The 24,564-nt window shown below is 48.4% G+C and carries 22 protein-coding genes; 8 read left to right on the top strand and 14 right to left on the bottom strand.

Going from position 1 to position 24,564, the window contains the following annotated elements; genetic code table 11:
• Positions 1-21: 21 nt before the first annotated feature.
• From ICL80_RS07855 to ICL80_RS07825, 7 genes are read right to left on the bottom strand one after another with little or no spacing between them, the layout of a single operon-like run.
• A complete protein-coding gene (locus tag ICL80_RS07855) occupies positions 22-1,242 on the bottom strand; it encodes a phosphopentomutase (RefSeq protein WP_194215541.1) in 1,221 nt (406 codons plus the stop codon).
• Between the two features lie 3 nt (positions 1,243-1,245).
• On the bottom strand, positions 1,246-2,589 hold the full coding sequence (gene deoA / locus ICL80_RS07850; RefSeq protein ID WP_194215539.1) for a thymidine phosphorylase: 1,344 nt from the start codon (positions 2,587-2,589) through the stop codon (positions 1,246-1,248).
• Positions 2,582-3,001, bottom strand: a complete 420-nt coding sequence (locus ICL80_RS07845; protein ID WP_194215799.1) for a cytidine deaminase — start codon at positions 2,999-3,001, stop codon at positions 2,582-2,584. Before ICL80_RS07845 ends, deoA begins: the two co-directional genes overlap by 8 nt.
• A gap of 4 nt (positions 3,002-3,005) precedes the next feature.
• Positions 3,006-3,977 carry an ABC transporter permease gene (locus ICL80_RS07840; protein ID WP_194215538.1) on the bottom strand — a complete coding sequence of 324 codons (972 nt, stop codon included), beginning with the start codon at positions 3,975-3,977 and terminating at the stop codon, positions 3,006-3,008.
• Positions 3,977-5,089: an ABC transporter permease gene (locus ICL80_RS07835; protein WP_194215537.1), complete on the bottom strand. Its 1,113-nt coding sequence runs from the start codon at positions 5,087-5,089 to the stop codon at positions 3,977-3,979. Before ICL80_RS07835 ends, ICL80_RS07840 begins: the two co-directional genes overlap by 1 nt.
• On the bottom strand, positions 5,089-6,654 hold the full coding sequence (locus tag ICL80_RS07830; RefSeq protein WP_228073854.1) for an ABC transporter ATP-binding protein: 1,566 nt from the start codon (positions 6,652-6,654) through the stop codon (positions 5,089-5,091). The genes ICL80_RS07835 and ICL80_RS07830 overlap by 1 nt, the downstream gene beginning before the upstream one ends.
• 3 nt (positions 6,655-6,657) lie before the next feature.
• A complete protein-coding gene (locus tag ICL80_RS07825; protein ID WP_194215535.1) occupies positions 6,658-7,662 on the bottom strand; it encodes a BMP family lipoprotein in 1,005 nt (334 codons plus the stop codon).
• 179 nt (positions 7,663-7,841) lie between these two features.
• Between ICL80_RS07825 and upp the strand changes: the two genes are divergently transcribed.
• From upp to ICL80_RS07810, 3 genes are read left to right on the top strand one after another with little or no spacing between them, the layout of a single operon-like run.
• Positions 7,842-8,480, top strand: a complete 639-nt coding sequence (gene upp / locus ICL80_RS07820; protein WP_194215533.1) for a uracil phosphoribosyltransferase — start codon at positions 7,842-7,844, stop codon at positions 8,478-8,480.
• Positions 8,481-8,484: 4 nt separating this feature from the next.
• The gene (locus ICL80_RS07815; RefSeq protein ID WP_194215532.1) at positions 8,485-9,039 is read left to right on the top strand and encodes a phosphoribosyltransferase; all 555 of its coding nucleotides are present in this window, start codon (positions 8,485-8,487) and stop codon (positions 9,037-9,039) included.
• A gap of 23 nt (positions 9,040-9,062) precedes the next feature.
• Positions 9,063-9,884: a purine-nucleoside phosphorylase gene (locus tag ICL80_RS07810; RefSeq protein WP_194215531.1), complete on the top strand. Its 822-nt coding sequence runs from the start codon at positions 9,063-9,065 to the stop codon at positions 9,882-9,884.
• Between the two features lie 33 nt (positions 9,885-9,917).
• On the opposite strand, the gene ICL80_RS07805 is transcribed toward ICL80_RS07810, so the two are convergent.
• The 5 genes from ICL80_RS07805 to ICL80_RS07785 all read right to left on the bottom strand — a co-directional run bounded on the left by ICL80_RS07805 (position 9,918) and on the right by ICL80_RS07785 (position 17,086).
• Complete coding sequence (locus tag ICL80_RS07805; protein WP_194215530.1) at positions 9,918-10,457, bottom strand: DUF924 family protein; 540 nt, start codon at positions 10,455-10,457, stop codon at positions 9,918-9,920.
• Between the two features lie 9 nt (positions 10,458-10,466).
• A complete protein-coding gene (locus ICL80_RS07800; RefSeq protein WP_194215529.1) occupies positions 10,467-12,875 on the bottom strand; it encodes an aldehyde dehydrogenase family protein in 2,409 nt (802 codons plus the stop codon).
• 9 nt (positions 12,876-12,884) lie between these two features.
• Positions 12,885-13,853: a deoxyribose-phosphate aldolase gene (deoC, locus tag ICL80_RS07795; protein WP_194215528.1), complete on the bottom strand. Its 969-nt coding sequence runs from the start codon at positions 13,851-13,853 to the stop codon at positions 12,885-12,887.
• A gap of 62 nt (positions 13,854-13,915) precedes the next feature.
• On the bottom strand, positions 13,916-15,517 hold the full coding sequence (locus ICL80_RS07790) for a hypothetical protein (protein ID WP_194215527.1): 1,602 nt from the start codon (positions 15,515-15,517) through the stop codon (positions 13,916-13,918).
• Positions 15,518-15,538: 21 nt separating this feature from the next.
• Complete coding sequence (locus ICL80_RS07785; protein WP_194215526.1) at positions 15,539-17,086, bottom strand: adenosine deaminase family protein; 1,548 nt, start codon at positions 17,084-17,086, stop codon at positions 15,539-15,541.
• A 95-nt stretch (positions 17,087-17,181) separates the two neighbouring features.
• Here ICL80_RS07785 and ICL80_RS07780 point away from each other — a divergent pair, with 95 nt between their 5' ends.
• Complete coding sequence (locus ICL80_RS07780) at positions 17,182-17,769, top strand: thymidine kinase (protein ID WP_194215525.1); 588 nt, start codon at positions 17,182-17,184, stop codon at positions 17,767-17,769.
• Between the two features lie 35 nt (positions 17,770-17,804).
• Here the strand turns inward: ICL80_RS07780 and ICL80_RS07775 are convergent, their stop codons facing one another.
• Positions 17,805-19,238, bottom strand: a complete 1,434-nt coding sequence (locus ICL80_RS07775) for an aldehyde dehydrogenase family protein (RefSeq protein WP_194215524.1) — start codon at positions 19,236-19,238, stop codon at positions 17,805-17,807.
• A 205-nt stretch (positions 19,239-19,443) separates the two neighbouring features.
• Between ICL80_RS07775 and ICL80_RS07770 the strand changes: the two genes are divergently transcribed.
• From ICL80_RS07770 to ICL80_RS07760, 3 genes are all read left to right on the top strand, one after another.
• Positions 19,444-20,124 (top strand): TetR/AcrR family transcriptional regulator, encoded by a 681-nt coding sequence (locus tag ICL80_RS07770; protein WP_194215523.1) that lies wholly within the window; start codon positions 19,444-19,446, stop codon positions 20,122-20,124.
• Positions 20,125-20,232: 108 nt separating this feature from the next.
• Positions 20,233-20,925: a glutathione S-transferase family protein gene (locus ICL80_RS07765; protein ID WP_194215522.1), complete on the top strand. Its 693-nt coding sequence runs from the start codon at positions 20,233-20,235 to the stop codon at positions 20,923-20,925.
• Complete coding sequence (locus ICL80_RS07760) at positions 20,925-21,608, top strand: glutathione S-transferase family protein (protein WP_194215521.1); 684 nt, start codon at positions 20,925-20,927, stop codon at positions 21,606-21,608. Before ICL80_RS07765 ends, ICL80_RS07760 begins: the two co-directional genes overlap by 1 nt.
• 6 nt (positions 21,609-21,614) lie before the next feature.
• On the opposite strand, the gene ICL80_RS07755 is transcribed toward ICL80_RS07760, so the two are convergent.
• Complete coding sequence (locus ICL80_RS07755) at positions 21,615-23,198, bottom strand: EAL domain-containing protein (protein WP_194215520.1); 1,584 nt, start codon at positions 23,196-23,198, stop codon at positions 21,615-21,617.
• 313 nt (positions 23,199-23,511) lie between these two features.
• On the opposite strand from ICL80_RS07755, the gene ICL80_RS07750 reads away from it, so the two are divergent.
• On the top strand, positions 23,512-24,546 hold the full coding sequence (locus ICL80_RS07750; protein WP_194215519.1) for an efflux RND transporter periplasmic adaptor subunit: 1,035 nt from the start codon (positions 23,512-23,514) through the stop codon (positions 24,544-24,546).
• The last annotated feature ends 18 nt before the right edge of the window (positions 24,547-24,564 follow it).

The following is a 24,564-nucleotide window of genomic DNA, read 5'->3' as shown; positions in this document are numbered from 1 at the left end:
AAAAAACATCTTCTATAACCCTTACTTTATGACACTTGCACCGTATTCAAGCGGCGCTATTCCCAAATGGCTGGCAACAGTTTGCCCGATATCTGCGAAACTTTTACGAACACCGCCGCTACCAACAGGAAATGCAGGGCCGTATCCAATAAAGGGCACATGCTCGCGAGTGTGGTCTGTTCCCGGCCATGTTGGATCACAGCCATGATCCGCCGTTAAAATCATAATATCATCCGGCTTCATTGCCGCCATAAACTCAGGCAAGCGTTTATCAAAATACTCAAGCGCTGCGGCATACCCCGCAACATTGCGCCGGTGGCCAAATGACTGGTCAAAGTCTACAAAGTTCACAAAGGTGAGCGAGCCATCAGGGGCTTCTTTTTGCATCTCAAGGGTAATATCAAAAAGGCCATCAAGACCGTTTGCTTTCACTTTTCTGGTCAAGCCTTTATGGGCAAAAATATCAGCGATTTTCCCGACAGAAATAACCTCTCTGCCTGCACCGGCAAGTTTTTCAAGTAGCGTTGGTGCATGGGGCGGCGTTGCATAATCGCGGCGGTTGCCTGTACGGTCAAAATGACCATTTTCTCCCACAAAAGGCCGCGCAATAACACGTCCTATATTATACTCGTCCACAAGCTCGCGTGCGACCTCGCACACAGCAAGCAACCGCTCAAGGCCAAAGTATTTTTCATGTGCGGCTATTTGCATCACACTGTCCGCTGACGTGTAAACTATGGGCTTGCCTGTCGCGATATGCTCCATGCCCAACTCGTCAAGAATAACAGTGCCCGACGCTGCTTTATTACCAAGCACCCCCGGCAAGCCACAGCGATCACAGAGGCTACTCAGTAACTGTTCTGGAAAACTTGGGTATTCTGGGGGGAAATAGCCCCATTCAAACAAGACAGGCAACCCTGCCATCTCCCAGTGCCCGGATGGTGTATCCTTACCATATGACTGTTCTGCACACGCTGCATAAAACCCTGTAATACCGGTATCTGTTTCAAGCCCAACAGGCACGGCTCCTGTTGCCAGTTCTGCAGCTTTCCCAAGGCCAAGTTTTGCCATAACAGGTAAATGCAATGGGCTAGCATTCGGGCGTTCAACTGCTGTGCCACCAGCGGCACACCAAGCCGCAATATGGCCCAGTGTGTCGGCACCTGTGTCACCAAATGTGCCAGCGTCAGGTGCGGCACCAATACCAAAACTGTCAAGGACAAGAATAAAAGCGCGTGCCATGACCTACTCCCTTATAATCTGTGCCACAACAGGCATTTTCTGCGGGGCTTGGTCAGACAGCTGCACTGCCTTTTGTATAGTATGGGTCGCCTGCTCCGCCGCCATTTCTGTATCGGCATACACATAGGCCAGAGGTTCACCGCTCTCTACCCAGTCACCAATCTGACAAAAACCTTTAAAACCCACCGCATGGTTAATAGATTGAGCAGGATCTGTTCGGCCACCGCCAAGTGCAACCACAGCCATACCAACCGCTCTAGCATCCATTGCAGTTACATAACCAGAACGCTTGGCCGGTATAACCTTTAGTGTATCAGTAACGGGTAAATATACCGTGTATTTTTCCATGAAATCACTAGGACCACCTTGCGCTGCCACCATTTTTGCAAAAACCTCTGCCGCCCGCCCGCTATCAAGTGCGGCCTTCGCTGAGCTTTTAGCCGTGTCTAGATCGCCCGCCCTGCCTGACACCACAAGCATATGGGCTGCAAGCTCCAGTGTTACCTCGACAAGGCGCGTATCTGCTTCTTTGGTGTTTATCAGAAACTCCGCAGATTCAATAACTTCAACTGCATTACCAACTGTACGCCCCAGAACAGCATTCATGTCTGTCATAACCGCAGTTGTCGGCGTACCTGCCCTATTGGCAACCCGCACAATATTTTCAGCGAGTTCTTTTGCTTTCTCAAAATTCGCCATAAATGCCCCAGAACCAAACTTTACGTCCATCACCAGAGACCCAAGGCCTGCCGCTAACTTTTTTGAGAGGATAGACGCTGTAATCAAGGGTATTGATTCAACCGTTGCCGTCACATCGCGCACGCTATAAAAACGCTTGTCCGCTGGTGCAAGGCTGCCTGTTTGGCCAATAATAGAACACCCCACCCTTTTGACTGTTTTGGCAAAGTCTTCAATAGATGGGTATGGGTTATAACCGGGAATAGCCTCAAATTTATCAAGTGTGCCACCGGTATGCCCAAGGCCGCGCCCTGAAATCATCGGCACAAAACCACCGCACGCTGCAACTATTGGGGCAAGCATCAAACTAACCTTATCACCAACGCCGCCAGTGGAGTGCTTGTCTGTGATTGGTGCACCTTCATCAAAGCCATAATTCTGCCAGTTAATAACAGAACCAGAATCGCGCATGGAAAGTGTAAGCGCTGCACCCTCTGCTGGGGTCATACCATTAAAAAACACCGCCATGGCAAAAGCAGAAATCTGAGCATCTGATACAGCAGCATCTGTTATGCCCGCGACAAAATTTTGAATATCAACCGCAGAGAGTTCAGCCCCGTCACGCTTTAAACGAATAACCTCTTGCGGCAAAAACCCTTTATTAGCCATCACTGCTCTCACTCAGGTTTTCAGGCCCGAAAGAATAGGGCAACAAGGTATCAAGTGTTGTGCTCATTAACACTTCGCCTTTGCTATCACACACCGTAATAGTGGTGCCCTTGGTGCTTGTAAATTCACGAATTTTTTGACGACATCCGCCACAAGGCGTGCAAGTGTGCGACCCCGGCCCCACAATAATAATATGCTCGACCGTGCGGCCGCCGCCTGCAACCATAGCAGAAATGGCCGCAGCTTCAGCACACATACCAAGGGGGTAAGCCGCATTCTCAACATTACAGCCCGCATATATGGCGCCATCAGCCGTGCAAAGCGCGGCTCCTACCGGGTGGCTCGAATAAGGCGTATAGGCATTGAGCTGCGCTTTGCATGCAGCCTTAATCAGTGCCTCAGTCTTGTTCATCATCTTATTCGCCTTTCCCATAAGGTATGCCACTCGCTTTTGGAGCCTGAATTTTACCAACAAAGCCTGCCAAAATTATGACAGTAAGCACATAGGGTAACATCATTGTAAATTGTACAGGAATTTCACCAACAATTGGCAGATCTACACCTTGCAATCTTCCTTGTAGCGCCTCTACAAAAGCAAACAAAAGGCAAGCAAGCAAAGTGGGGACGGGTTTCCATTTACCAAATATCATGGCCGCCAAAGCCAGATAGCCTTTCCCAGCTGACATATCACGTATAAAAGCGGCCCCAAGCCCCGTTGAAAGCGCCGCACCGGCAAGACCGCAAAGCACACCGCCAATCATAACGGCATAGTACCGAAGTCTCTGTACAGAAATACCAGCGGTATCAACTGCCTCGGGGTTTTCACCAACGGCACGCAGTCGCAAGCCAAACCGGGTTTTATAGAGCATCCATGCCGTAAACGGCACTGCAAACGCTGCTATATAGGTTATCACAGTATGGCCTGAAATAATGTCGCTATACACATGCCCCAAAACAGGCACGCTATTTAAGCTTTCCGCAAAGGGGAGTGTAATCGCAGTAAACCTTTCAGTATCATTTAAAAGCGGGGTTTGCCCGCCCTGCGAAAACCAGAAATTTGCAAGCGTTGGTGCAAGGCCTGCTACAGCAATATTAAGTGCCATACCTGATACTATTTGGTTACCGCGCTGGGTTATTGAGACAAAGCCGTGTAACAGAGCAATCAACACAGATGCGGTAATACCAGCGATCAGCCCCGCCCAAGGTGACCCTGTAATTGCTGCGGTGGCGGCAGCAGCAAATGCAGCAGCCAGCATTTTGCCCTCAAGCCCAATATCTACAATACCAGCACGTTCAGCAACAAGGCCCGCAAGCGCAGCAAGCACAAGCGGCGCCCCTACCCTGAAAGTTGAATCTACCAGCAGAACACTATCAATCAGCCAGTCCATCAGTCTGCCCTCTTGATACTAAGCATATGAAAAAACCGTTCAACCGGGGTGCGGAACATATGTTCCATTGCTCCGGCAAACAAAATAACCAGTCCTTGTACCAACACAATAAGGTCACGACTAATAGCGGGCATTTCGAACGCAAGCTCGGCACCGCCTTGATAAAGGGCGCCAAACAAAACCGCCGCTAATACAATACCAACAGGGTGATTACGCCCCATAAAGGCAACGGCAATCCCCACAAAGCCGTAACCAAGAGTAAAGTTACCAAGCAACCTTAGCTGCTCGCCAAGCAGCTCGTTAAGGCCCATCATACCAGCAAGCGCACCCGACAGCATCATTGCATAAATTGTCATGCGGGGAACATTAATGCCTGCAAAAGCTGCTGTATTCTGGTTGGCCCCGCTTACCCGCAGTTCATAACCGAAGCGGGTACGATAAAGTAGAAACCACACTCCAAAAGCACAGATAAGCGCAATCAGCAAAGAAACATTCATCGGGCTTTCTTCAAAACCAATGCCCACCGTATTTAGAATTTCATGCAGATGCGTTAGCCTTACACCGTCAGGAAAGTCTGCACTTTCAGGCATTTGCCCGCCAGGGCGCTGAAGAGGTCCCACCAGCAAATACGCAAGAACAGCAGAAGCGATAAAATTAAACATAATGGTAGTGATAACAATATGGCTACCTCGCTTTGCCTGCAGGTACGCAGGCACATAAGCCCACACTGCGCCAAACACAGCAGCCCCAGCAACAGCGAGCAATACCGCTAGCAACGGCGCAGTTGTACCAAAAGCAAATACCGCGAGCGTTAAGCCAACACCGCCGATCATTGCCTGCCCTTCACCGCCAATATTAAACTGGCCGGCATGAAACGCAACTGCAACGGCAAGGCCGGTAAATATAAAGTTTGTAGCATAATAAAAGGTGTAACCAATGGCTTCATCATAGCCAAAGGCACCCTCAAACATAATAGAAAGCGCCTCAAGAGGGTCTTCACCAAGCAGCAAAATAACAAGGCCTGAAACCGCAAACGCTGCTAACAAATTAAGAAATGGCAGCAAAACTGCATCTGCCCAAAAAGGGAGTTTTTGCGAGCCCTGCAAAGCCATCAGGCAGAGCCTTTCCTAATACTGGATAGGCGCTCACCAGCCATCATCAGCCCCAGCGTTTGCTCGTCAGCATCCTCCACATTAACAATGCCGGTTATTTCGCCTTCAGACATAACCGCGATGCGATCTGAAATGGCAAGCAGCTCATCAAGATCAGCAGAGACAACAAGCACAGCTTTGCCTGCATTTCGAAGGGCCGTAAGCTGGTCATGAATTTTAGTAACGGCGCCAATATCCACCCCTCTGGTGGGCTGCCCGATCACAAGCAAAACGGGTTCATGCATAAGCTCCCGCGCGATAACAATTTTTTGCTGGTTGCCCCCTGAAAACCGCCCTGCTTGCAAGGCTGTATTTCTGGGGCGCACATCTTGGTTTTCGAAACAGGTTATCGCACTTTCAGCAATCGCTTTTTTACGTAGCACACCAAAGCGCGAAATACTTATGTCCCGTTGGTAGCCAAGAATAATATTTTCTTCCGCAGACATGGCTTCCACCATGCCTGTTTTCTGTCTGTCCTCTGCTACATGGGCCATCCCCATACGGCGTAGCATAATAGGGCTTAGCGCTGCATTATTCTGCGCTATAACATTTCCTGAAAAAGTTATGACACCGCTCGAAATGGTATTTAAACCTGTTATTGCTTCAAGCAGCTCTGTTTGGCCGTTCCCAGCAACACCCGCCACTCCTAGAACTTCGCCGTCTGAAACCTCAAATGATATGTTTTTCAGCGCGCAACTGCCGCTACCGCTTATCATGCTAACATCATCAAGCTTTAGGCGCGGAATATAATGGCTGGTTCCCGCACGCATCACTTGCCGTGTTACCTTTGCGCCCACCATACATTCAGCCAGTACCTCGGCCGATGTTTCAGCGGTCACATGTTCTGACACAACCTGCCCTGCCCGCATAACTGTGACAGCATCTGTTACAGCCATAATTTCATGCAGCTTATGGGTTACAAAAAGTACGGTTTTTCCATCAGCCTTCAATTGCCTGATCAGGCTAAAAAGCTGGTCACATTCCTGCGGTGTTAAAACCGCCGTTGGTTCATCAAGAATTAGAATTTCAGCACCACGGTATAGTGCCTTTAAAATCTCCACCCGTTGCCGCGTTCCAACAGGCAAGTCAGCCACTACACTATCAAGCGGAAGATTAAACCCAAATTGTTGTTCAAGCTTCAATAACTCAGTGCGAGCCTTTTGTTTTGCCAAGCCTAGCTTGCTGCTGCCCTCAGCCCCTAAAATAATATTTTCCAGAACAGTGAATGTTTCAACCAGCATAAAGTGCTGGTGTACCATGCCAATACCTCGTTTCATGGCAGCAGAGGGAGATTTAAACTCTGTGTCATCCCCATTCACAAGAATACTGCCACTATCAGGCCTGTAAAACCCAAACAACATTTTCAGAAGTGTCGATTTACCAGCACCGTTTTCCCCTACAATGCCGTGTACATCACCTTTTTTAATTTTCAGGCTTATGCGATCATTTGCCTTAACGGCCCCAAAGCTTTTGGAAAGGTCGCATGTTTCAATAGCAAAGGTATGTTCACTTGCTGTTGTCATCATATATTAGTGGCTTGTATTACTGCCTTCAACATCGCCGACAATAATTTCCCCTTTGATAATTTTAGCCCGGGCCTCTTCCAGCCGTTTTCGTATAGCATCGGTGATCAGTGCCTCGTTATTACTATCAACAGCATAGTCTACACCGCCTGCCGCTAGGTCCATCACGGTATGGCCTGCAGCCCATGTGCCATTTTTACCTGCCAGCATCGCTTTATACACAGCAAGGTCTACACGTTTTAACATGCTGGTTAATACTGTACCTGGCGCCACATGGTTCTGGTTGCTATCCACACCAATCGCATAATTGCCGCTTTCTTTTGCCGCCTGAATAACACCAAGGCCTGATGGCCCTGCTGCAGCAAAAACGACATCAACGCCCCGGGCATACTGCGATCTGGCAAGCTCTGATGCTTTAATGGGGTCATTCCATGCCGAGGGGGTTGTGCCTACATAGTTTTCTATAATCTTCACATCGTCCCGCGCTACATAGCGAATACCTTGCCTGTAGCCATGCTCAAACCGGCGAATAAGGGGAATATCCATACCGCCAATAAACCCCACTGCCCCGGTTTCTGTTTTCATAGCTGCAATCATACCGACAAGAAATGAACCTTCATTTTCCTTGAATGTGATAGACTGCACATTGGGGGCATTAATCACCGCATCAATCACAGTAAATTTTACATCAGGGTATTTTGCAGCCACATTACGCACTGCAACCGAATAGCCAACGCCCACGGCAACAATCAAGCTTGCCTTCTTGCGTGCAAACCGCTTAAGCGCTTGCTCATACTGGGTTTCACTTGCTGGCTCAAAATCGTGATAGGCCGTGCCTGTTTCTACAGTAAACCTGTCAGCGCCTCTGTAAGCTGCTTCATTAAACGATTTATCAAATTTGCCGCCAATATCGTATAGAAGTACAGGGGCAAAACCTTCGGCAAAAGAAGGGGCTATTCCTGAAGTCGCTAGCAGAATTCCAAGCCCTAGGCGTTTACATAATTTCTTCATATTTAAACACTCCAGGAAAATAGAATTTAGCTTATGGTATCACCAAATCTTGACATTAAGGAACCAGAGCAAAGGATCATCGTCAACCTCTTTTGACACTTTAGTCAAGATTAAGTCGACATTTGCAAAAACACACCCTATGAAAAGATGAAGCACAGGTTCCACAGAGGCTCGATAACATGACTAAATCCGTTACTGTTGTAGATCACCCACTGGTTCAACATAAACTAACTTTGTTACGCAGAAAAGAAGCCAGCACATCCGAGTTTAGAACATTGCTGCGCGAGATTGGCCTTTTTCTGGGGTATGAGGCCCTGCGTGACCTGCCCCTTGGGCGAATCCAGATCGAAACCCCAGTATGCACGATGGAAGCGCCAGTACTTGCTGGCAAAAAGCTAACCTTCATTTCAGTGCTGCGCGCGGGAGATGGCTTGCTTGGCCCCATGCTCGAGCTGGTGCCCTCTGCCCGTGTTGGCCAAATTGGCCTCGCGCGCGATGAAGAAACCCTTATGCCCACCAAATATTTCTTCAAGGTGCCGCAAGACACGGCGTCCCGCGTTAATGTGATACTGGATCCCATGCTCGCAACAGGCCACAGCGCTATTCGCGCCGTTCAGGAAATAAAAGACGCCGGGGCAAAGGATGTACGCTTTGTTTGCCTACTGGCTGCACCCGAAGGGCTAAAAGCCTTAACAGAGGCGCACCCAGATGTACCCATTATCACAGCAGCCATTGACGAAAAGCTGAATGAAAAGGCATATATAGTACCGGGTCTTGGCGATGCTGGTGACAGGCTGTTTGGCACTAAAGGGGTTTAACTATATGACTGTTGTAAAAAAGTATGTAACTGCGCAGGAACTGCTAGACGATTCGTTCCAGCTTGGCCTTAAAATCCTGCAAAGTGATTTCCGCCCCAAGTTTATTGTCGGCGTTTGGCGCGGCGGCACCCCAACCGGTATCGCAGTACAGGAAATTATGGATTATTACGGTGTCCATACTGACCATATCTCCATTCGCACGTCCAGCTACATTGGAATGCAGCAGCAAAAAGAAGTGAAAGTTCACGGACTAGAATATATTATTAAAAACATCAACGCAGAAGACAGCCTGCTTATTGTTGATGATGTGTTTGATAGTGGCCGCTCCATTGCCGCGATTGTGGAACATTTGCACCTACGCTGCCGCCGCAACACGCCAGAGACCATTAAAATAGCTACTGTTTTCTATAAGCCCTTGCGGAATGTAACAAACCTAACGCCAGACTTTTTCTGCCATGAAACAGACGACTGGCTCGTGTTCCCGCATGAGCTTGCTGACATGAGCAAAGACGAAATTCGCGAATTCAAAGGGCTTGACCTGCCTGAAATCGATATTTGATACCACCCTAAGGGATAACCATCATGACATTTGAAGCTGTTCAGGCCTGCGCTACCCACATTAAAACCCAGTTCAAAGGTGCTATTCCCAAGGTTGCCATGGTGCTTGGCAGCGGCCTGAATGACCTTGCTGACACAGTCGAGAATGCGACAGTATTTTCTTATGCTGACCTGCCCGGCTTTCCAAAGCCTACTGTGCAAGGCCATGCTGGCCGTATGCTGATAGGCACCCTTGAAGGCAAACCTGTTATTTGCATGCAGGGCCGCGCACACGCCTATGAAGGCCACCCGGAAGAAAAACTTGGGTATGCTGTGCGGGTTCTTTGGGCGCTCGGTGTTAAAACACTGGTGCTAACAAACGCCGCTGGCAGTCTTGATGAAGCCGCTGGCCCCGGCAGCTTGATGGCAATCACTGACCATATTAATTTTGCGGGCGTTAACCCGCTTGTGGGTGTCAATGATGACCGCTTCGGCGTGCGGTTCCCTGATATGTCAGAGGCATGGAACAAAGCGCTAACGGATGTATTTTTCCAGTGCGCAAACAAGCTGGGCCTTAAGCTCCATAGAGGCGTGTATCTGATGGCAAAGGGGCCAAATTTTGAGACACCCGCCGAAATTCGCGCTTTCAGAACCATGGGCGCAAACGCCGTGGGCATGTCAACCGTGCCAGAATGCTTAGTGGCCCGCCATGTGGGCATGAAAGTGTGCGGCATCAGCAGCATCACCAATTATGCTGCGGGGATGGTTGCGGGCGAACTAACCCACCACGAGACAATGGAATACGGTGCCAAAGCAGCAGTAGACCTCGATAAGTTACTGCGCGCCTTCATTCAGGAAGTGGGATGAGTTTAGAAATTTTTTGAATTCAGTATATGCCGCTTAAAAACTACTGCCCGGCTCCTTGAGAAAAGCAATTTCCTCAACAGTACTGACGCGGCCAAGAATAGCATTCCTGTGCGGGTAGCGACCAAAACGAGCAATGATGTCTCGGTGCCTATGCTCAAAATCAAGGTTACTTACCAGCTCCGGCGCTGAATAAAGCTTTACGGCTACATCATGTGTGCTTAGGCTTTCACTATGCATATAAGGCATATAGAGAAACTGTTTTTCTGCGGGCGTTAGGCTAGTGTCTGCTTTCACATGCACAGCTTCCTGTGCCAGTACAAGAGCAATCGAATCTGTCGCAAATGACTTTGGGGTATCTCGAAACATGTTTCTTGGGAACTGATCCAGAATAATAATTTCTGCAAGCCGCCCCCTTGGGCTTTCGCGCCACTGCCACAGTTCGCCCTTAGCAGCTTTTTCATACACAGATAAAAACCTGCGGCGCACATGATCATCAAATGTTTTTGATTTCTTCCACCATGCCTCTACGCCCGCTTCCTGAAACCAAAAATAGAGTACATCCTCATACCGCATGCCTTACTCCTAATAACTCTTGCCGCCTTCATTGGCGTCACCGTATGGCACCCAGATATTTTTCACTTCTGATGCCCGGTCCATCAGGCTGCGGGCCGCCATTTGTTTGTCTGATGCCCAGTCATACGCCATACCATAATTCAGCCATGTGCGTTTCATATTGTCTGCCGCCAGCGCTTCCACATTCGCGCAGCCATCGCGGCTACCGAAATACCACAAGCCTTCTATACCGTAATGTTTCGCGAGCGGCGTTGCCATCTCGTCCCGTTTACCGGTGACAATGTTAATAACCCCTGCTGGCACGTCTGAAGTCTCTAAAATTTGGTAAAAATCTGTCGCCAAAAGCGGGTAGCGCTCACTGGGCACCACAACCGCCGTGTTGCCCGCTGCAACAGCAAATGCCGTCAGCGTAATGAACGCCAGCAATGGCGCATCGTCAGGGCACACAATGCCAAGTGTGCCAACAGGCTCATTCATGGCGATTGCAACACCGCGCAGCGGCGGCTGGTGCACGCTACCGTCATGCTTGTCTGCCATTGCAGCCGCCGAAAACAGCCGTTTGATAGAGAGGTCAACCTCAACCTCAGCCGCTTTTTTACTCGCGCCTGTCAGCGCCGTAAGGCGCGCGGCAAATTCACCTGCCCGCACGCTCAGGTTTTCAGCAATATAATAAAGGATTTGCGCCTTCAGATGCGCGGTGCTCGCGGCCCAACCGGGCTGTGCTTTTGTGGCAGCTTCTACCGCATTACGGATGTCTTTATAGTTGCCTGCACCCACCAAGCCCGCATGCGCGCCCTTGTGGGTTAACACTACCACACTGTCGCCGCCGTCAGGCCGTGCCTGCTTACCGCCGATATAATTCTTTGCTGTTTGGTCCACCCCCGGCATGCCGGTGCCTGCCTTTAATGGCAGCGCCGCTGGCACCACTATAGGCTTCCATTCTTTTAGCTTGCGTTCATATTTTGGCTTCAGATAAGCAAGCATGCCCTCGCGCCCGCCTTCGCGGCCAAAGCCGCTTTCACGGTATCCACCAAAGCCAACGGCGGCATCAAACATGTTGGTGCCATTTACCCACACCACGCCAGCCTTCAGGGCCGGGGCAACCTCTAATGCGCGGGAAATATTTTCTGACCAGACAGTTGCCGCCAAGCCGTAACGTGTGTTGTTCGCAAGCCCCACGGCCTCAGCCTGCGTACGGAACGTGATAGCGGTCAACACGGGGCCAAATACTTCTTCTATATACAGCGTGTTCTCTGTCCCGACGCTTGTCACCAGTGTAGGCGGATAAAATACGCCGCCCGCTGGCATATCGCACGGGGCGTGGTGCACATCCGCGCCTTCTGCCTTGCCTTTTGCGATCAGTTCCTCAATACGGGTTTTCTGAACACCGTCCACCACCGCGCCCATATCAATGCATTTGTCTAGGCTGTGACCCACGCGCAGTTTTGCCATGCGCGCCTTTAGTTTGGTATAAAATGCCTCTGCAATGCCTTCCTGAACCAGCAAACGCGAACCCGCGCAGCACACCTGCCCTTGGTTGAACCAGATAGCGTCCACAAGCCCTTCAATAGCGCCGTCAATGTCCGCATCCTCAAACACGATGAAGGGGGATTTACCGCCAAGCTCGAGCGTTAGTTTTTTGCCACTACCAGCAATCGCACGGCGGATGGTTTTGCCGACATCAGTAGAACCCGTGAAGGCGACTTTATCAACGTCAGCATCTACCAGCATTGCGCCCACATCACCCTCGCCCGTGATGATGTTCACCACGCCTTTGGGCAGGCCTGCCTCCAGGCACAAGTCAGCAAACATCAGGGCAGTCAAGGATGTAAACTCAGCAGGCTTCAGAACCACAGTGTTACCGGCCGCCAAGGCCGGTGCAATTTTCCATGCCAGCATCAACAGCGGGAAATTCCACGGGATAATTTGCCCTGCAACGCCGATGGCCTCATGCTCAGGGAATTCTTCGTCCATGAGCTGCGCCCAACCGGCATGATGGTATAAATGGCGTGCCACAAGCGGAATATCGATATCCCGGCTTTCCCTAATCGGTTTGCCGTTATCAAGCGATTCAACAACAGACAAAATACGCGAATGCTTTTGCACCAGCCGCGCAAGCGCATAAAGGTACCGCGCGCGTCCGTGCCCGCCGATCGCTGCCCACTTACCTTGTGCTGTGCGGGCGGCCTGCACGGCGGCATCTACATCAGCCTGTCTGGCGCTTGTAATATCTGCCAGCTTTTCGCCCGTTGCGGGGGCATAGGTCGCAAAGCTTTTCGCGCCCTTTGGCTTTATCCAGCTGCCGTCAATAAACAAGCCAAACTTGCCTTTGTTAGCCTTCAGCCACTCGTCCGCTGCCGTACGGCTCTCAAGGGCGGGGCTATAATCCATGCTTTCAAATTTTTCTTTCACGGTCATGTTCGTTCCCTACCCTATTGCATGTCTGTAACTGGCAGAATAGCCGCCGGTTGCATGATATTCGAGCTGACGTTCAAGGTCGCCGAGCAAACTGGAGGCACCAAAACGGAACAGTGCTGGTTCCAGCCACGCGCGGCCGAGTTCTTCCTTCACCAACGTTAGGTACATGACAGCATCCTTCGCGGTTTTAATGCCGCCAGCGGGCTTGTAGCCAACCATTTGGCCGGTGCGCTCGTAAAAATCACGAATTTGCCTAAGCATCACCAAGGACACTGGCAGTGTTGCATTCACACCTTCCATACCCGTTGATGTTTTAATGAAATCAGCGCCCGCCATCATGGCCGTCATCGAGGCCTTCGCGACCTGTGTGAAACTACCATGCTCACCCGTTGCCAGAATAGATTTCATGAGCGCCGGGCCGCACGCGGCCTTAAAGGCTTTCACTTCATTGTATAGCGCTTCCCAGTTGCCAGACAGCACATGGGCGCGTGTAACAACAATATCAATTTCATTTGCGCCAGCCGCGACAGAACGCTTGATTTCCTCTAGACGGGTTTCCATGGGTGCAAGGCCAGCTGGAAAACCGGTAGAGACAGCCGCAACCGGCACGCCTGTGCCCTTGAGGGCTGTAACAGCCGTAGGCACCATTTCGTGATACACACAAACAGCACCAGTGGTCAGGCATATATCCCCCGCACCTAGTGCTTCCATAATACCGCGACGAACAGGGTTCGCGGCCTTATGGCAAAGGCGCTTCACACGGTCTGGCGTGTCATCACCGGCAAGTGTTGTTAGGTCAATACAGCTTATAGCCTTCAGCATAAAGGCTATCTGTGCCTCTTTCTTGACGGCACGCCTGCCACCAAGGCTACCAACCCGGCGCTCAACTGCACTTTTATTAACACGAATACCATCAAGCCAGCTAGCTTCAAACCCAGTACCCCTGTTTATCGCATTATCGCTGTTCATCGTAGGCATCACCATTCCGTCAAACCAAATCAAGCTGTAGAAAGTCAGAACCTGACCTTTTGGTCAAGAAATTATTTATGAGTTGCACCGTCTTTAACAGCAGAAAATAATAATAACATGACACCCGCAACACCATAACCAATTGCAAGAGTATGGGGCAGGCTCTCGTACCCATCCATCAGTGGTATATTCCACGGTACATACATAGCTGAAGACGCAAGCACAGAATGGATAATACCAAATTCAGTGAAAATAGCGGCGGCAAAGGCTGCGCACGCTGCATGTACAAGTTTACGGTCAATGATCCATACAACGAGTGTTGCCCAAATAAGGCTCGTGAGAATATAGCCGCGCGCCATAGCGCCCAATAGCACATAGCTTGTAACCCAGTCATGGCTTAACGCTGCTGCAGTTTTGGCATCCAGCATACCATATAATGTAGAGACCTTATTATGAGCATAGTTCATAATCGCGGGTACGATTGCAAACAAGAGCGCAGGCGCATGGCGTACATCACCCCCGGTAAAGGCAAGCCGTAAAATGTCGCTTGCAACAACAACCAAAATGGGTTTTAGAACAGCAGATGGAATAAGCTGTGATGCCAGCGCAATAACACCCAAAAACCCGCCAACCGTTACGACACCCGCTACACCAAGGGCATAATTTGTGCGTGCCCCCATGCGTTTATAGGTGGCATGACCAAAGTACGGGGTGGTTTGCACAACGCCGCCAAAAAAAGCCGTAATGGCTGTGGTGATAGCATCGAGACGCACCACTTTATCCGCATGGAACTCGTCCCCCATCACGCGGGCACCAGTGACGACATTAACAGAGCTTGCCGCGATCAAAAGCGCGAAGGGAAAGATAATACCCAAGTAATTGGTTACATCACCAAACATGGCAAACAGGCCAGCAAGCGTTGGCTGCGGCAAGGCTGGTTCCAAAGCAGGCATAACAGGTACAACATAGCCACCGCCTACATCCGCAAGCGCTAGCGCATAATAAAGGGCAGCCCCCGCGACAATAGCCACAATCGCACCCGGCATATTGAAAGGTAATTTGTGGCCCGCTATCAACGCAAACGCCATAATCATCAGGGATAAAATACCTACTTCAGGTAATTCAAAAACACCGTATATAGCCTCGGCCCCGAGCCATACAGTTGCAATACCTGCCATCGCGCCAATCAGCGCCATTTGCGGCAAACCGTGCTGCATAACTCGGCCAAAAAAGGAAAGGCAGAACTTGATAGCGGCCATCCACAGCGTACTTGCCATGCCTATAATCCATGCGTTATGGGCAGCGTCAGCAGGACTCATCGTGTTAAGGCCAAGGGTATAAACTGGGCCAATCACAAAAAATACAATGCCAAACACCGTTGGCAAATCGATACCAAGCGGAATAGAAGTGAGCTTTTCATTACCAGTTTCTCGTATAGCCCGTTTGGTTAGCCATATCATGGCCAAGTTGCCAACCAGTATGCCCACAATCGCGCCCGGAATAATTTTCCCGAAAATAATTTCCGTAGGGAAATTGAACCCGCCAATCAAAATACCCGCGAGAACAAACATATTAACCACAACATCCAAAAAGAAGGCAAAACCCGCATTCATGTCTGAAATATACTGAGGTGAAGTTGCGATTTCTTCAATCGCCGGGTTATTATCCGCCATCAGGTCCGCCCTTTATTCTGATTATTTAAATGATGTTGTTTTGCGTTCTTTAATGCGCAGTGTCGCTTCATAGCGCTGGAAGTTTTCCTCTAGCCGCCACTGTAGTTGCGCCTTTTTACTGCTATCGAGAAATAGTTTGCATGCCTCAGAAGCGTTGCCTTTCTGGCTAATATCTGCCACACACTCTTGGCTTTCCCACAAGCTGCCGCCGGGTAAAAAGCTATAGGTCAGTGAGTTGCGCGAAGCATGTTTCATTTCAAAGTACGGTACTTTATAGTCGGTATAAAACCGCATGTATTCGTGCGTTAAGTCAATCCTTGATACACCTTCATCGTCTGTGCTCAGGGCATAGGGCACATCAAGGTCGCGGTATAGAACAATAGGATGATCTGCTCCTTTAACACCCAAAATTGTATCGTTACTCGTGAGGTTAATTTCCACCATAATCTTATCCGCAGCCATTTTACGTACAAGCTCTTCGCTCTTATCTTCATAGGCAATGTCTACGCCGTGGCCAATACGTTTTGCGTGCCCTATTTCAATCGCCTCCCGAATATGGAACCTAAGCTCTTTGGGTCGAACGAGGCCGAGGGCAAGCTCACCCGCATGAAGCGAAATATTATGTTCACCGTGATTACGGTATAAATAATCAATCATGCGCATATGAAGGCTATAGTCACGAAGTGCTATATACCCATCCTCTGGCGCAACCAGATTAAGCCCAACAACTCCCGGAACGCTATCCATCACGGCCCAGCCAAGAATAATTTGTGCATAGACCATTTTAGGATCAAACTCACGTATCACCTGATGTAAAAACCGGATTTCAACATCACAGCCTATTGCACCACTGTTCATATCGCAGCCCAAAAGTTTATTTTTACGCACATTAGCTTCTGTTAGTTGTGCTTGAACCGATTTCACAAGCCGGGAAACCTGCATCCCGAACCTGCTATCCATAAGGGTTTTGTAATCAGCCTCGACATCGCCTGTTAGCTTTACATCCCTAACAAGTGGAATAAGTTCTGGTAAAACAAGGGTTTCCATCAGCTCAAGGTAGAGGACGTTTTGGTGGCCTGCACGCTCCGCCACTTCAGCCAGTTCGTCACCCAGTCGTGACGGGCGCGCATTTATTTTTTCAAATGTTGAGAAAAAATCGTTATGTCCAGACCAGTTAAGTGTGGGAACATAACTGCGCGTGCTCATAGAATTTATTAACTCCCGGCGCATGGTTTCATCAGCGCGGGCCTCACGTGCCGTTATCCATCCACTTTCTTCACATGTATCTTTTTGCATAAACATAAGAGCCAGATTTTTCATATCTGCACACAGGCCGTCTTCTGCCGCCCATTCAAGCCACGATTCGGCATAAACAGCTCCTCGCAAATGGCTGTGCAAATCTCCGCCTTTTGGAAAGGACTGCATGGCTTGCCTCAGCCTTCCGTTTTCTGCGGACCACTGCAACGCTTCGCCCGTCATACGCGCCGCAATAGCTGAATCCTGCGCATTTACAGTGCTTACACCCAACACGGACAGACACATTAAAAAGCCCACAACAGACAAACGCATTTTTTCCTCCCCAAATACTTGCCGAGATAAAAGCAAGTGCCTACTCTGGACCAAAATAAAAGTGTCCTCATAAAATATCTTACAGGGTTTCAGCCATGGCAAAACTATATTTTTATTATTCCGCAATGAATGCTGGCAAAACCACAACGCTTCTACAGTCAAGCTTCAACTACCGGGAGCGCGGCATGAACACCATGCTATTCACCGCGTCCATCGACAACAGGTTTGGCACAGCCATGATCGCATCCCGCATTGGTCTGGAAGCTGAAGCGCATTTATTTGACACGGATGTTGACCTTTTTGTCAAGATATCTAGCGAACTGAAATCGCGACCTTTACACTGCATTTTGGTTGATGAGGCACAGTTTCTAACCAAAGACCATGTCGAACAATTAGGGGCTGTCGCTGACTTTTTGGGTATCCCCGTTCTATGTTACGGCCTTAGAACAGACTTTAAAGCCAACCTTTTTGAAGGCAGCATGTGGCTGCTTGCTCTTGCAGACGAATTGCATGAATTAAAAACAATCTGCACTTGCGGCAGCAAAGCAACCATGAATTTGCGCATTGATGAAAAAGGCAAGGCTGTTCAGGAAGGGGCATCAATTGAGATTGGTGGCAATGACCGTTATATAGCCCTGTGCCGCAAACACTTTAACGAACGCTTGAGAGCAACCGGTGTCTAAAGCACCCAAAAGTGCTTTAGACACATAATTAGATTTTATTCGGCAGCATTGTAGCCTAGAACCGACTTCACCTCGAGGAAGTCATGAAATGCATGTTCGCCCCATTCCCGGCCATTACCAGATTGCTTATAGCCACCAAACGGCGACGAGATATCGCCAGCCGCTCCGTTAATATAAACCATCCCGGTACGCAGACGTGCAGCAACACGGCGGGCACGCTCTGGGTCTGCCGATTGCACGGCCCCAGAAAGCCCATAAGGGCTATCATTAGCAATGCGAATGGCTTCCTCTTCGGTTTCATAGCCAATAATGGAGAGTGCTGGCCCAAAGATTTCTTCGCGCGCAATTGTCATATCAGGCGTTACATTACCAAAAACCGTTGGCTTTACAAAATACCCTTCTTTAATACCCTCTGGCTTGCCGGGGCCACCAGCCACAAGGGTCGCACCCTCATCGACACCCACTTGCAGCAGGCGTTGCACAGTCTGGTACTGGCGCTCATTCGCAATGGGGCCCATAGTAGTTGCCTCATCAAGCGGGTTACCGGTCACAACTTTTGCTACAGCCTTTTTAGCAATGGCAATAGCATCGTCCATTCTGTTTGCAGGCACCAACATACGGCTAAGAAGGGTACATGTCTGACCCGTGTTGCGCATAGCAGCCAGCGTTTCACGAGTAACGGCTTTTTCAAAATCAGCATCGTCCAGCAATATATTGGCCGATTTACCGCCCAGTTCCTGCGTAACACGCTTGATAGTGGGAGCGGCATTAGCCTGAACGGCTGCACCCATTCGGGTAGAACCTGTAACAGACATCATATCAACATCAGGGTGTTTTGCGAGTGCTTCCCCAACAGGAATACCCTCCCCGTACACAACATTGTACACACCAGCAGGCACGCCAGCCGCATGCATAATCTCTGTGAACACCTGACAGCTATAGGGCGCAACTTCACTGGGTTTCAAAACCATAGTGCAGCCTGTTGCTATGGCAGGTGCTACCTTACAGGTGATTTGGTTTATGGGCCAGTTCCACGGTGTGATCATCCCTACCACACCAATCGGCTCTTTCAAGACACGCGTAAGGCCGCGGTCTTGGTAAAAAGAAAAGTTTTTCAGAACTTCAAGCGCTGTTGACATATGGCCAACACCGACAGGTGCATGTGCACCGCGCGCCAACTGAACCGGCGCGCCCATTTCTTCTGTGATTGCATCAGCAATATCGCCAATACGTTTTTTATATTCTTCAATAATGGCAGCTAAAATATCTAGACGTTCTTCTTTAGTTGTGAACGCGAATGTTTCAAAGGCCTTGCGCGCCGCTGCAACAGCCATGTCTACTTCTGCGACTGTTCCAAGCACCATTTCGCCAGATTTTTTTTCGTTTGCAGGGTTAATGACATCCTTAAAAGCGGCGCCAGGCACGCCGACCCAAGTGCCATTGATATAATGTTTATGAAGCTTACGCATACTGCTCTCCTGCAATCCAATTGATATGGCACCAAGATGGGGATAGAAGCTTAATATTACAAGTTGCGTTTATGGCACCAAATGGGCCCTTTAAGGCACCTAGCGATGCTTACATATATTTAAAGCTTCAAATTAAAATTTTGATAAAGAAGTTATTGCATTTTTAATACAGCCCATTAACTTACCCGTGGTCAGGGAGGGGAATATGGCACCATTAAAAAAAAGCTCAGCTACCGAGCCTAAAGCGAAACGGCGTTCGCCAGTAGCGCGGCGTTCGGCTGGGAAACCAAGAAGAGCTGATCTTACTAAAATAGCCTTAATTGAGGCAGCAGAAAGGCTAATTGCCAAAAAAGGCTTAGCCAACGTCACTACGCGCGCAATTCTGGATGAAGCAGGGCAAAAAAACCAATCTGCTCTCCAGTATCATTTTGGGTCAAAAGACGGGCTGATTGGTGCAACCATTAATGAACGCACCAGACAGATTGATAAAGTTAGGCTTACAATGCTCGAAAGCATGCCTGATGAACCCTCGCTAAGACAGATATATCAAGCTCTCGTATATCCGCTGCGTGATCTTATTAAAAACGATGCCGCCGGTAAAAACTATTTAAGCTTTCTTGCCCAAGCAGCAACCCGCCCAAGCTGGGAACTGAGAAAGATAATCCGCGACTTTGATATCACTGGCATGGAGCGCTGCTATGAACACTATGACAAGTTGCTGTGCCATTTGAGCGAAGAGGAACGGCTGCTCAAACAGAATGCAGCCTTCGATATAACAATTCTTACTCTGAAACGCTGGTGTATGACGCCTAAGAAAAAGGCCATGTCCCTAGAGCAAATTACAGAATTTCTTGTCGATACATCGCTCGCTATTATAGCGGCGTAAATTATTCTCTCAGTGGCCGCATAGCTCACTAATATTTGACATTCCATAAAATGACATAGCTCCTGTTATATGCATTATAGCGAAGTATGCCAATGAAAGGACCGGCAAATGTCACTTACAGTATACGGCCTAATCGCTTCCCCCTTTTACCGAAAAGTATGTACGTTACTGGCGGCCAAGGGGGTTCCATTTCAAACAGAAGTCTTAAGTCCCTTCGGTGCAAGTGAAGACTTTACCCTGATAAGTCCGGCACGGCGTATACCTGTTTTGAAAGACAGTGATATTGCCGATGACTTTTACCTCGCAGATTCTAGCGCGATAGTTCAATATATTGAGCGTAAATATCCTGAATTACCTATGTTTCCTACTGATGCCGCAGACTACGGTAAAGCAGTTTGGTTTGAAGAGTATGCTGACAGTGAAATGGCATCAAAAATTGGTTTGGGCGTATTCAGGCCAATTGTGTTTCCGCAGCGCGCGGGAAAAGAACCAGATGTTGACACAGCTTTAGCAACGATTAGAGAGAAATTACCCGCTATACATGACTATATTGAAAAATCCCTTACTGGTAAAAAATGGCTAACAGGTGATATGTTCAGCGTGGCGGATATTGCAGTTGCCGTACAGTACGCCAACCTTTCCTTTGCCGGGTATGTGCCCTCTGCCACACGTTGGCCTAACCTTGCAGCCTTTATGAAGCGTGTTGGCAAACAGGAAAGTTTCACCAAATTCCATATTGAAGCCGCGCTTGTGCTTTCAGAACTGAAAAAAGTGTCTCTTGATAAAGAGGAGGATCTCTAATGATTAAACTTTATACCGCCCCCACCCCCAATGGTTGGAAAGCAAGTGTTGCACTGGAAGAACTTGGTTTACCTTACGAAGCCATAGCAATAAACCTGTCTGAGCAGGAGCAAAAAAAGCCCGAGTTCTTAAAGATGAACCCGAATGGCCGTATCCCGGTAATTGTTGATACAGAGGCCGATAATCTAACCATCTTTGAATCAGGTGCCATCCTGATTTATCTGGCCGAGAAAACAGGTAAGCTTATGCCTTCTGACACAAAAGGCCGCATGGAAGTGATTGAGTGGCTCATGTTCCAAATGGGCGGCGTAGGGCCTATGATGGGGCAGGCAAATGTTTTTTCCCGCTATATGGAGGAAAAAATCCCAACCGCCATATCGCGCTACCAAAACGAAGGCAGACGCTTGTTTGAAGTTTTAAATGGCCACCTTGCAAACCACGAATATCTGGCTGATGACTATTCGATAGCAGATATTGCTAACTGGTGCTGGGTTAAAACCCATAAATGGTCAGGCATCAGCATTGAAGGCCTTGACCACTTACAGCGATGGGTTAATGCAATCTACCAGCGCCCAGCCGCTGTTAAAGGAACAAAAATACCTTATGAAAGGCGCCTTGACGATACTGATGAAAAAAAACAAGCCGCCTTTATTAAAGGCGCACAGACAATGATTACCCGGTAATAGTTGTTATGTTTCTTCTTTATCAGAAATAAAGGCATTACTTGGTTTGCCAAAGAAATAACCTTGACCGTAATCAACACCAATTGCGGTCAAAAGTTCAGCATGCTGTTTGGTTTCAACCCATTCACCTACAGTAACAATACCTAAATCCTTACAAAGAGTTACCATAGACCTCAGAAAAGCTCTGTCTTCACGGCTTTCCAGGGCATTACGAACATAATCGCCGTCAATTTTAAGCGCATCCACTTTCAGCTTTTTCAAATACTGAAAGCCTGCTGCACCCGCACCAAAATCATCAAGATACACCCTGAAACCTTCTGCCCGAATTTCGTTAAGCGCATCTGAGAGCATATCCAGATCATGAATTTTAGACGATTCAGTTATTTCGATCGCAAGGTATTTTTTCAGATCTTTATTACCCTTTAGCGTAGATACAAGATCAAGAATAAACTCAGAATCCGATAAAGACCGACCAGAAACATTCACAGCAATACCTGGTGCCACCCCTTTGCGCATCAATTCTCGCAGTTTTTGAATTGTACGGTTCAACACAGCCTTATCAAAATCACTGATCAAACCAACATCTTCGGCAAAACGGATCATTTCCCACTGACTTTTAATAACATCCGGCAGTTCAAACCGCGCCAATGCTTCAAAATGATGGGTCGTTTTTTTCTTCAGATCAACAATTGGCTGATACACCAGTGAAAAGGCACCGTCTGCAAGCACTTTTCTAAAAGCCTTAACACGCTCAGTAGTTTCACCAATAAGCGTTGTGCAGTTTTCCTGAATCTGGCTAACGTCAAAGCCTTCTTTATCATCAGCAAACTGTTGCAAGCTGAAAACCATTGCACGAATGCTATCTCGTTCACTCAGGTTTGCATCAGCTGCATCAATAGTAGCAGCCTTAATAGCAATGCCTGTCGCGTTCTTGATCTCGTTTGCATAATCAATAAATTTGCCGTCTTTGGAGGTTTTCTCGTGCACAAATGCAAACTTGTCATCACCAAGCATGGCTGCATGGTTGCCACCGATAGAATATGACTTTAAATATTCTTCAAGATCACGTTGCTGGCTTAGATTCAGCGCTTCTCCACTGCCCGTTTCCAATACGGTAACCTGCATATTTTCTTCTGCTTCCGGGTTTGCCTCAAACAAACCTTCCAGACGCTCATAAAAATCCTGCTTTTTTTCCTGTTTATTGGCGGGCGTAGTAATATCGCTATCACTTTTCAGGCCTACCCGGTACGGCTTTGACATGACAATGTAATAATGATCCACCGTGGTGGGCAGTTTGGCCATAAAAATGGCGAATTGCTCTTTAACACTGCCAGGCAGGCCAACAGAAACAGTAAAAGGCCCCAAACGATTTGCACCAGTCAGGGTTTTAGCGGCGCTTTCAACAACACCGCGCCCACGTTCTGTTAACAAATCAAGAAAGTTAGTGCCCGCCGGTTTTAAAAACCCATCCCCAAATGTACTTTTCACGGCCCCGTCAGCATTTTGAATAACAAAATCAGGCCCCAGTTCCATCAGAACATCACCTACACAGTAAGCGTAACCCAGAAATCTATCAGGTACTTTTTTCATAAGCTGATTAAAACTAAAGCCCTACTATAAAATCATTTGAACCGACGATAGAACCACCCTCATTCACACATCTTTGCCTACGTATCGTTAGGAAAAAGTAAATTTTATCAAAGATTTCATTCCCCTGAAGGAGCGTAGGTAAAAAGATATACTTTGGAAAGCGAAAAACATTCATAAATATAAAACATATACAAAAGATTAACCATATAATTGCTGATTAATTGTTGATCTTTAGCTTCAAAAATGCTGTGGTTTTCAATAAAAAACTAGGCAAACCATTAGGAATGCTGACCATGAGCGAAGTGAGGAATATATGAGCGACAAAAGTAATTTGCTCAATCAGTTGAAGATTGACCGCAATCAGGCCCCAGGAAAAAAGGGGCTCTCCTTACCTTTGCTGATTACCTTTATAATAATCTCTGCTTTTGCCGGTGGCATAGCGGCGCTGTATTTTTTTGCGCCATCAGACGCAGAGATCGCAGACCGCGCTGAAGCAATCGTCCGCGAAAAGACGGCCCTTCAAACAATACTTGAAGCCAAGTCAGAGCACACTCAAAACACGCCTGCCAATACTGAAATTTTGAATGCTTCCGGCTATGTAACAGCGCGCCGGATGGCAACAGTTTCTGCCGAAGTTATGGGCCTGATTACGGATGTTTTTGTTGAAGAAGGCATGACTGTAACTGAAGGCCAAATACTTGCCCAGCTAGACAGCGCTATTGCAACATCAAACCTTAATTATGCAGAAGCGCAGGTAAAGGCCTCGGTTTCGCGCATTGGCAGCATAAAAGCCAACCTCGCCGAAGCAGAGCGTGTTCTGAAACGTGTATCCGCCCTAAAAACGGCTGACTTTTCAAGCGAAGCCTCAGTCACAAAGGCAAACGCTGACGTTGACATGCTAAAAGCTAATTTGAAAAGTGCAGAAGCCGACGTTGCTGTTGCACGCATCGAGGTGCAAAGGCAGCAAGAGCGACTTGATGATCATACAATCAAAGCCCCCTTTGCAGGCGTTGTAACTGTTAAAAATGCTCAGCCCGGTGAAATTGTCGCCCCAACATCAGCAGGTGGTGGCTTTACCCGTACAGGTATTTGCACCATTGTTGATATGGACTCGCTCGAAATAGAGGTTGATGTAAACGAAGCCTTCATTGGCCGTGTATTTGCAGGGCAGCGCGTGCAAGCAAGTTTGGATGCTTACCCAGAATGGAAAATACCTGCTAGCGTTATTGCCGTCATTCCAACAGCAGACCGGGCCAAAGCGACGGTAAAAGTGCGTATAGCAATTGAAGCAAAAGACACCCGCATTCTGCCTGACATGGGCATAAAAGTGGCATTTTACAAAGAATAACCTGAAAACCATCATTAT

It is taken from the genome of Kordiimonas pumila, from assembly GCF_015240255.1.
GTDB lineage: Bacteria > Pseudomonadota > Alphaproteobacteria > Sphingomonadales > Kordiimonadaceae > Kordiimonas > Kordiimonas pumila.
Note: the sequence above shows the minus strand (reverse complement) of the source record. Positions and strands in the feature narration are given on the sequence as shown.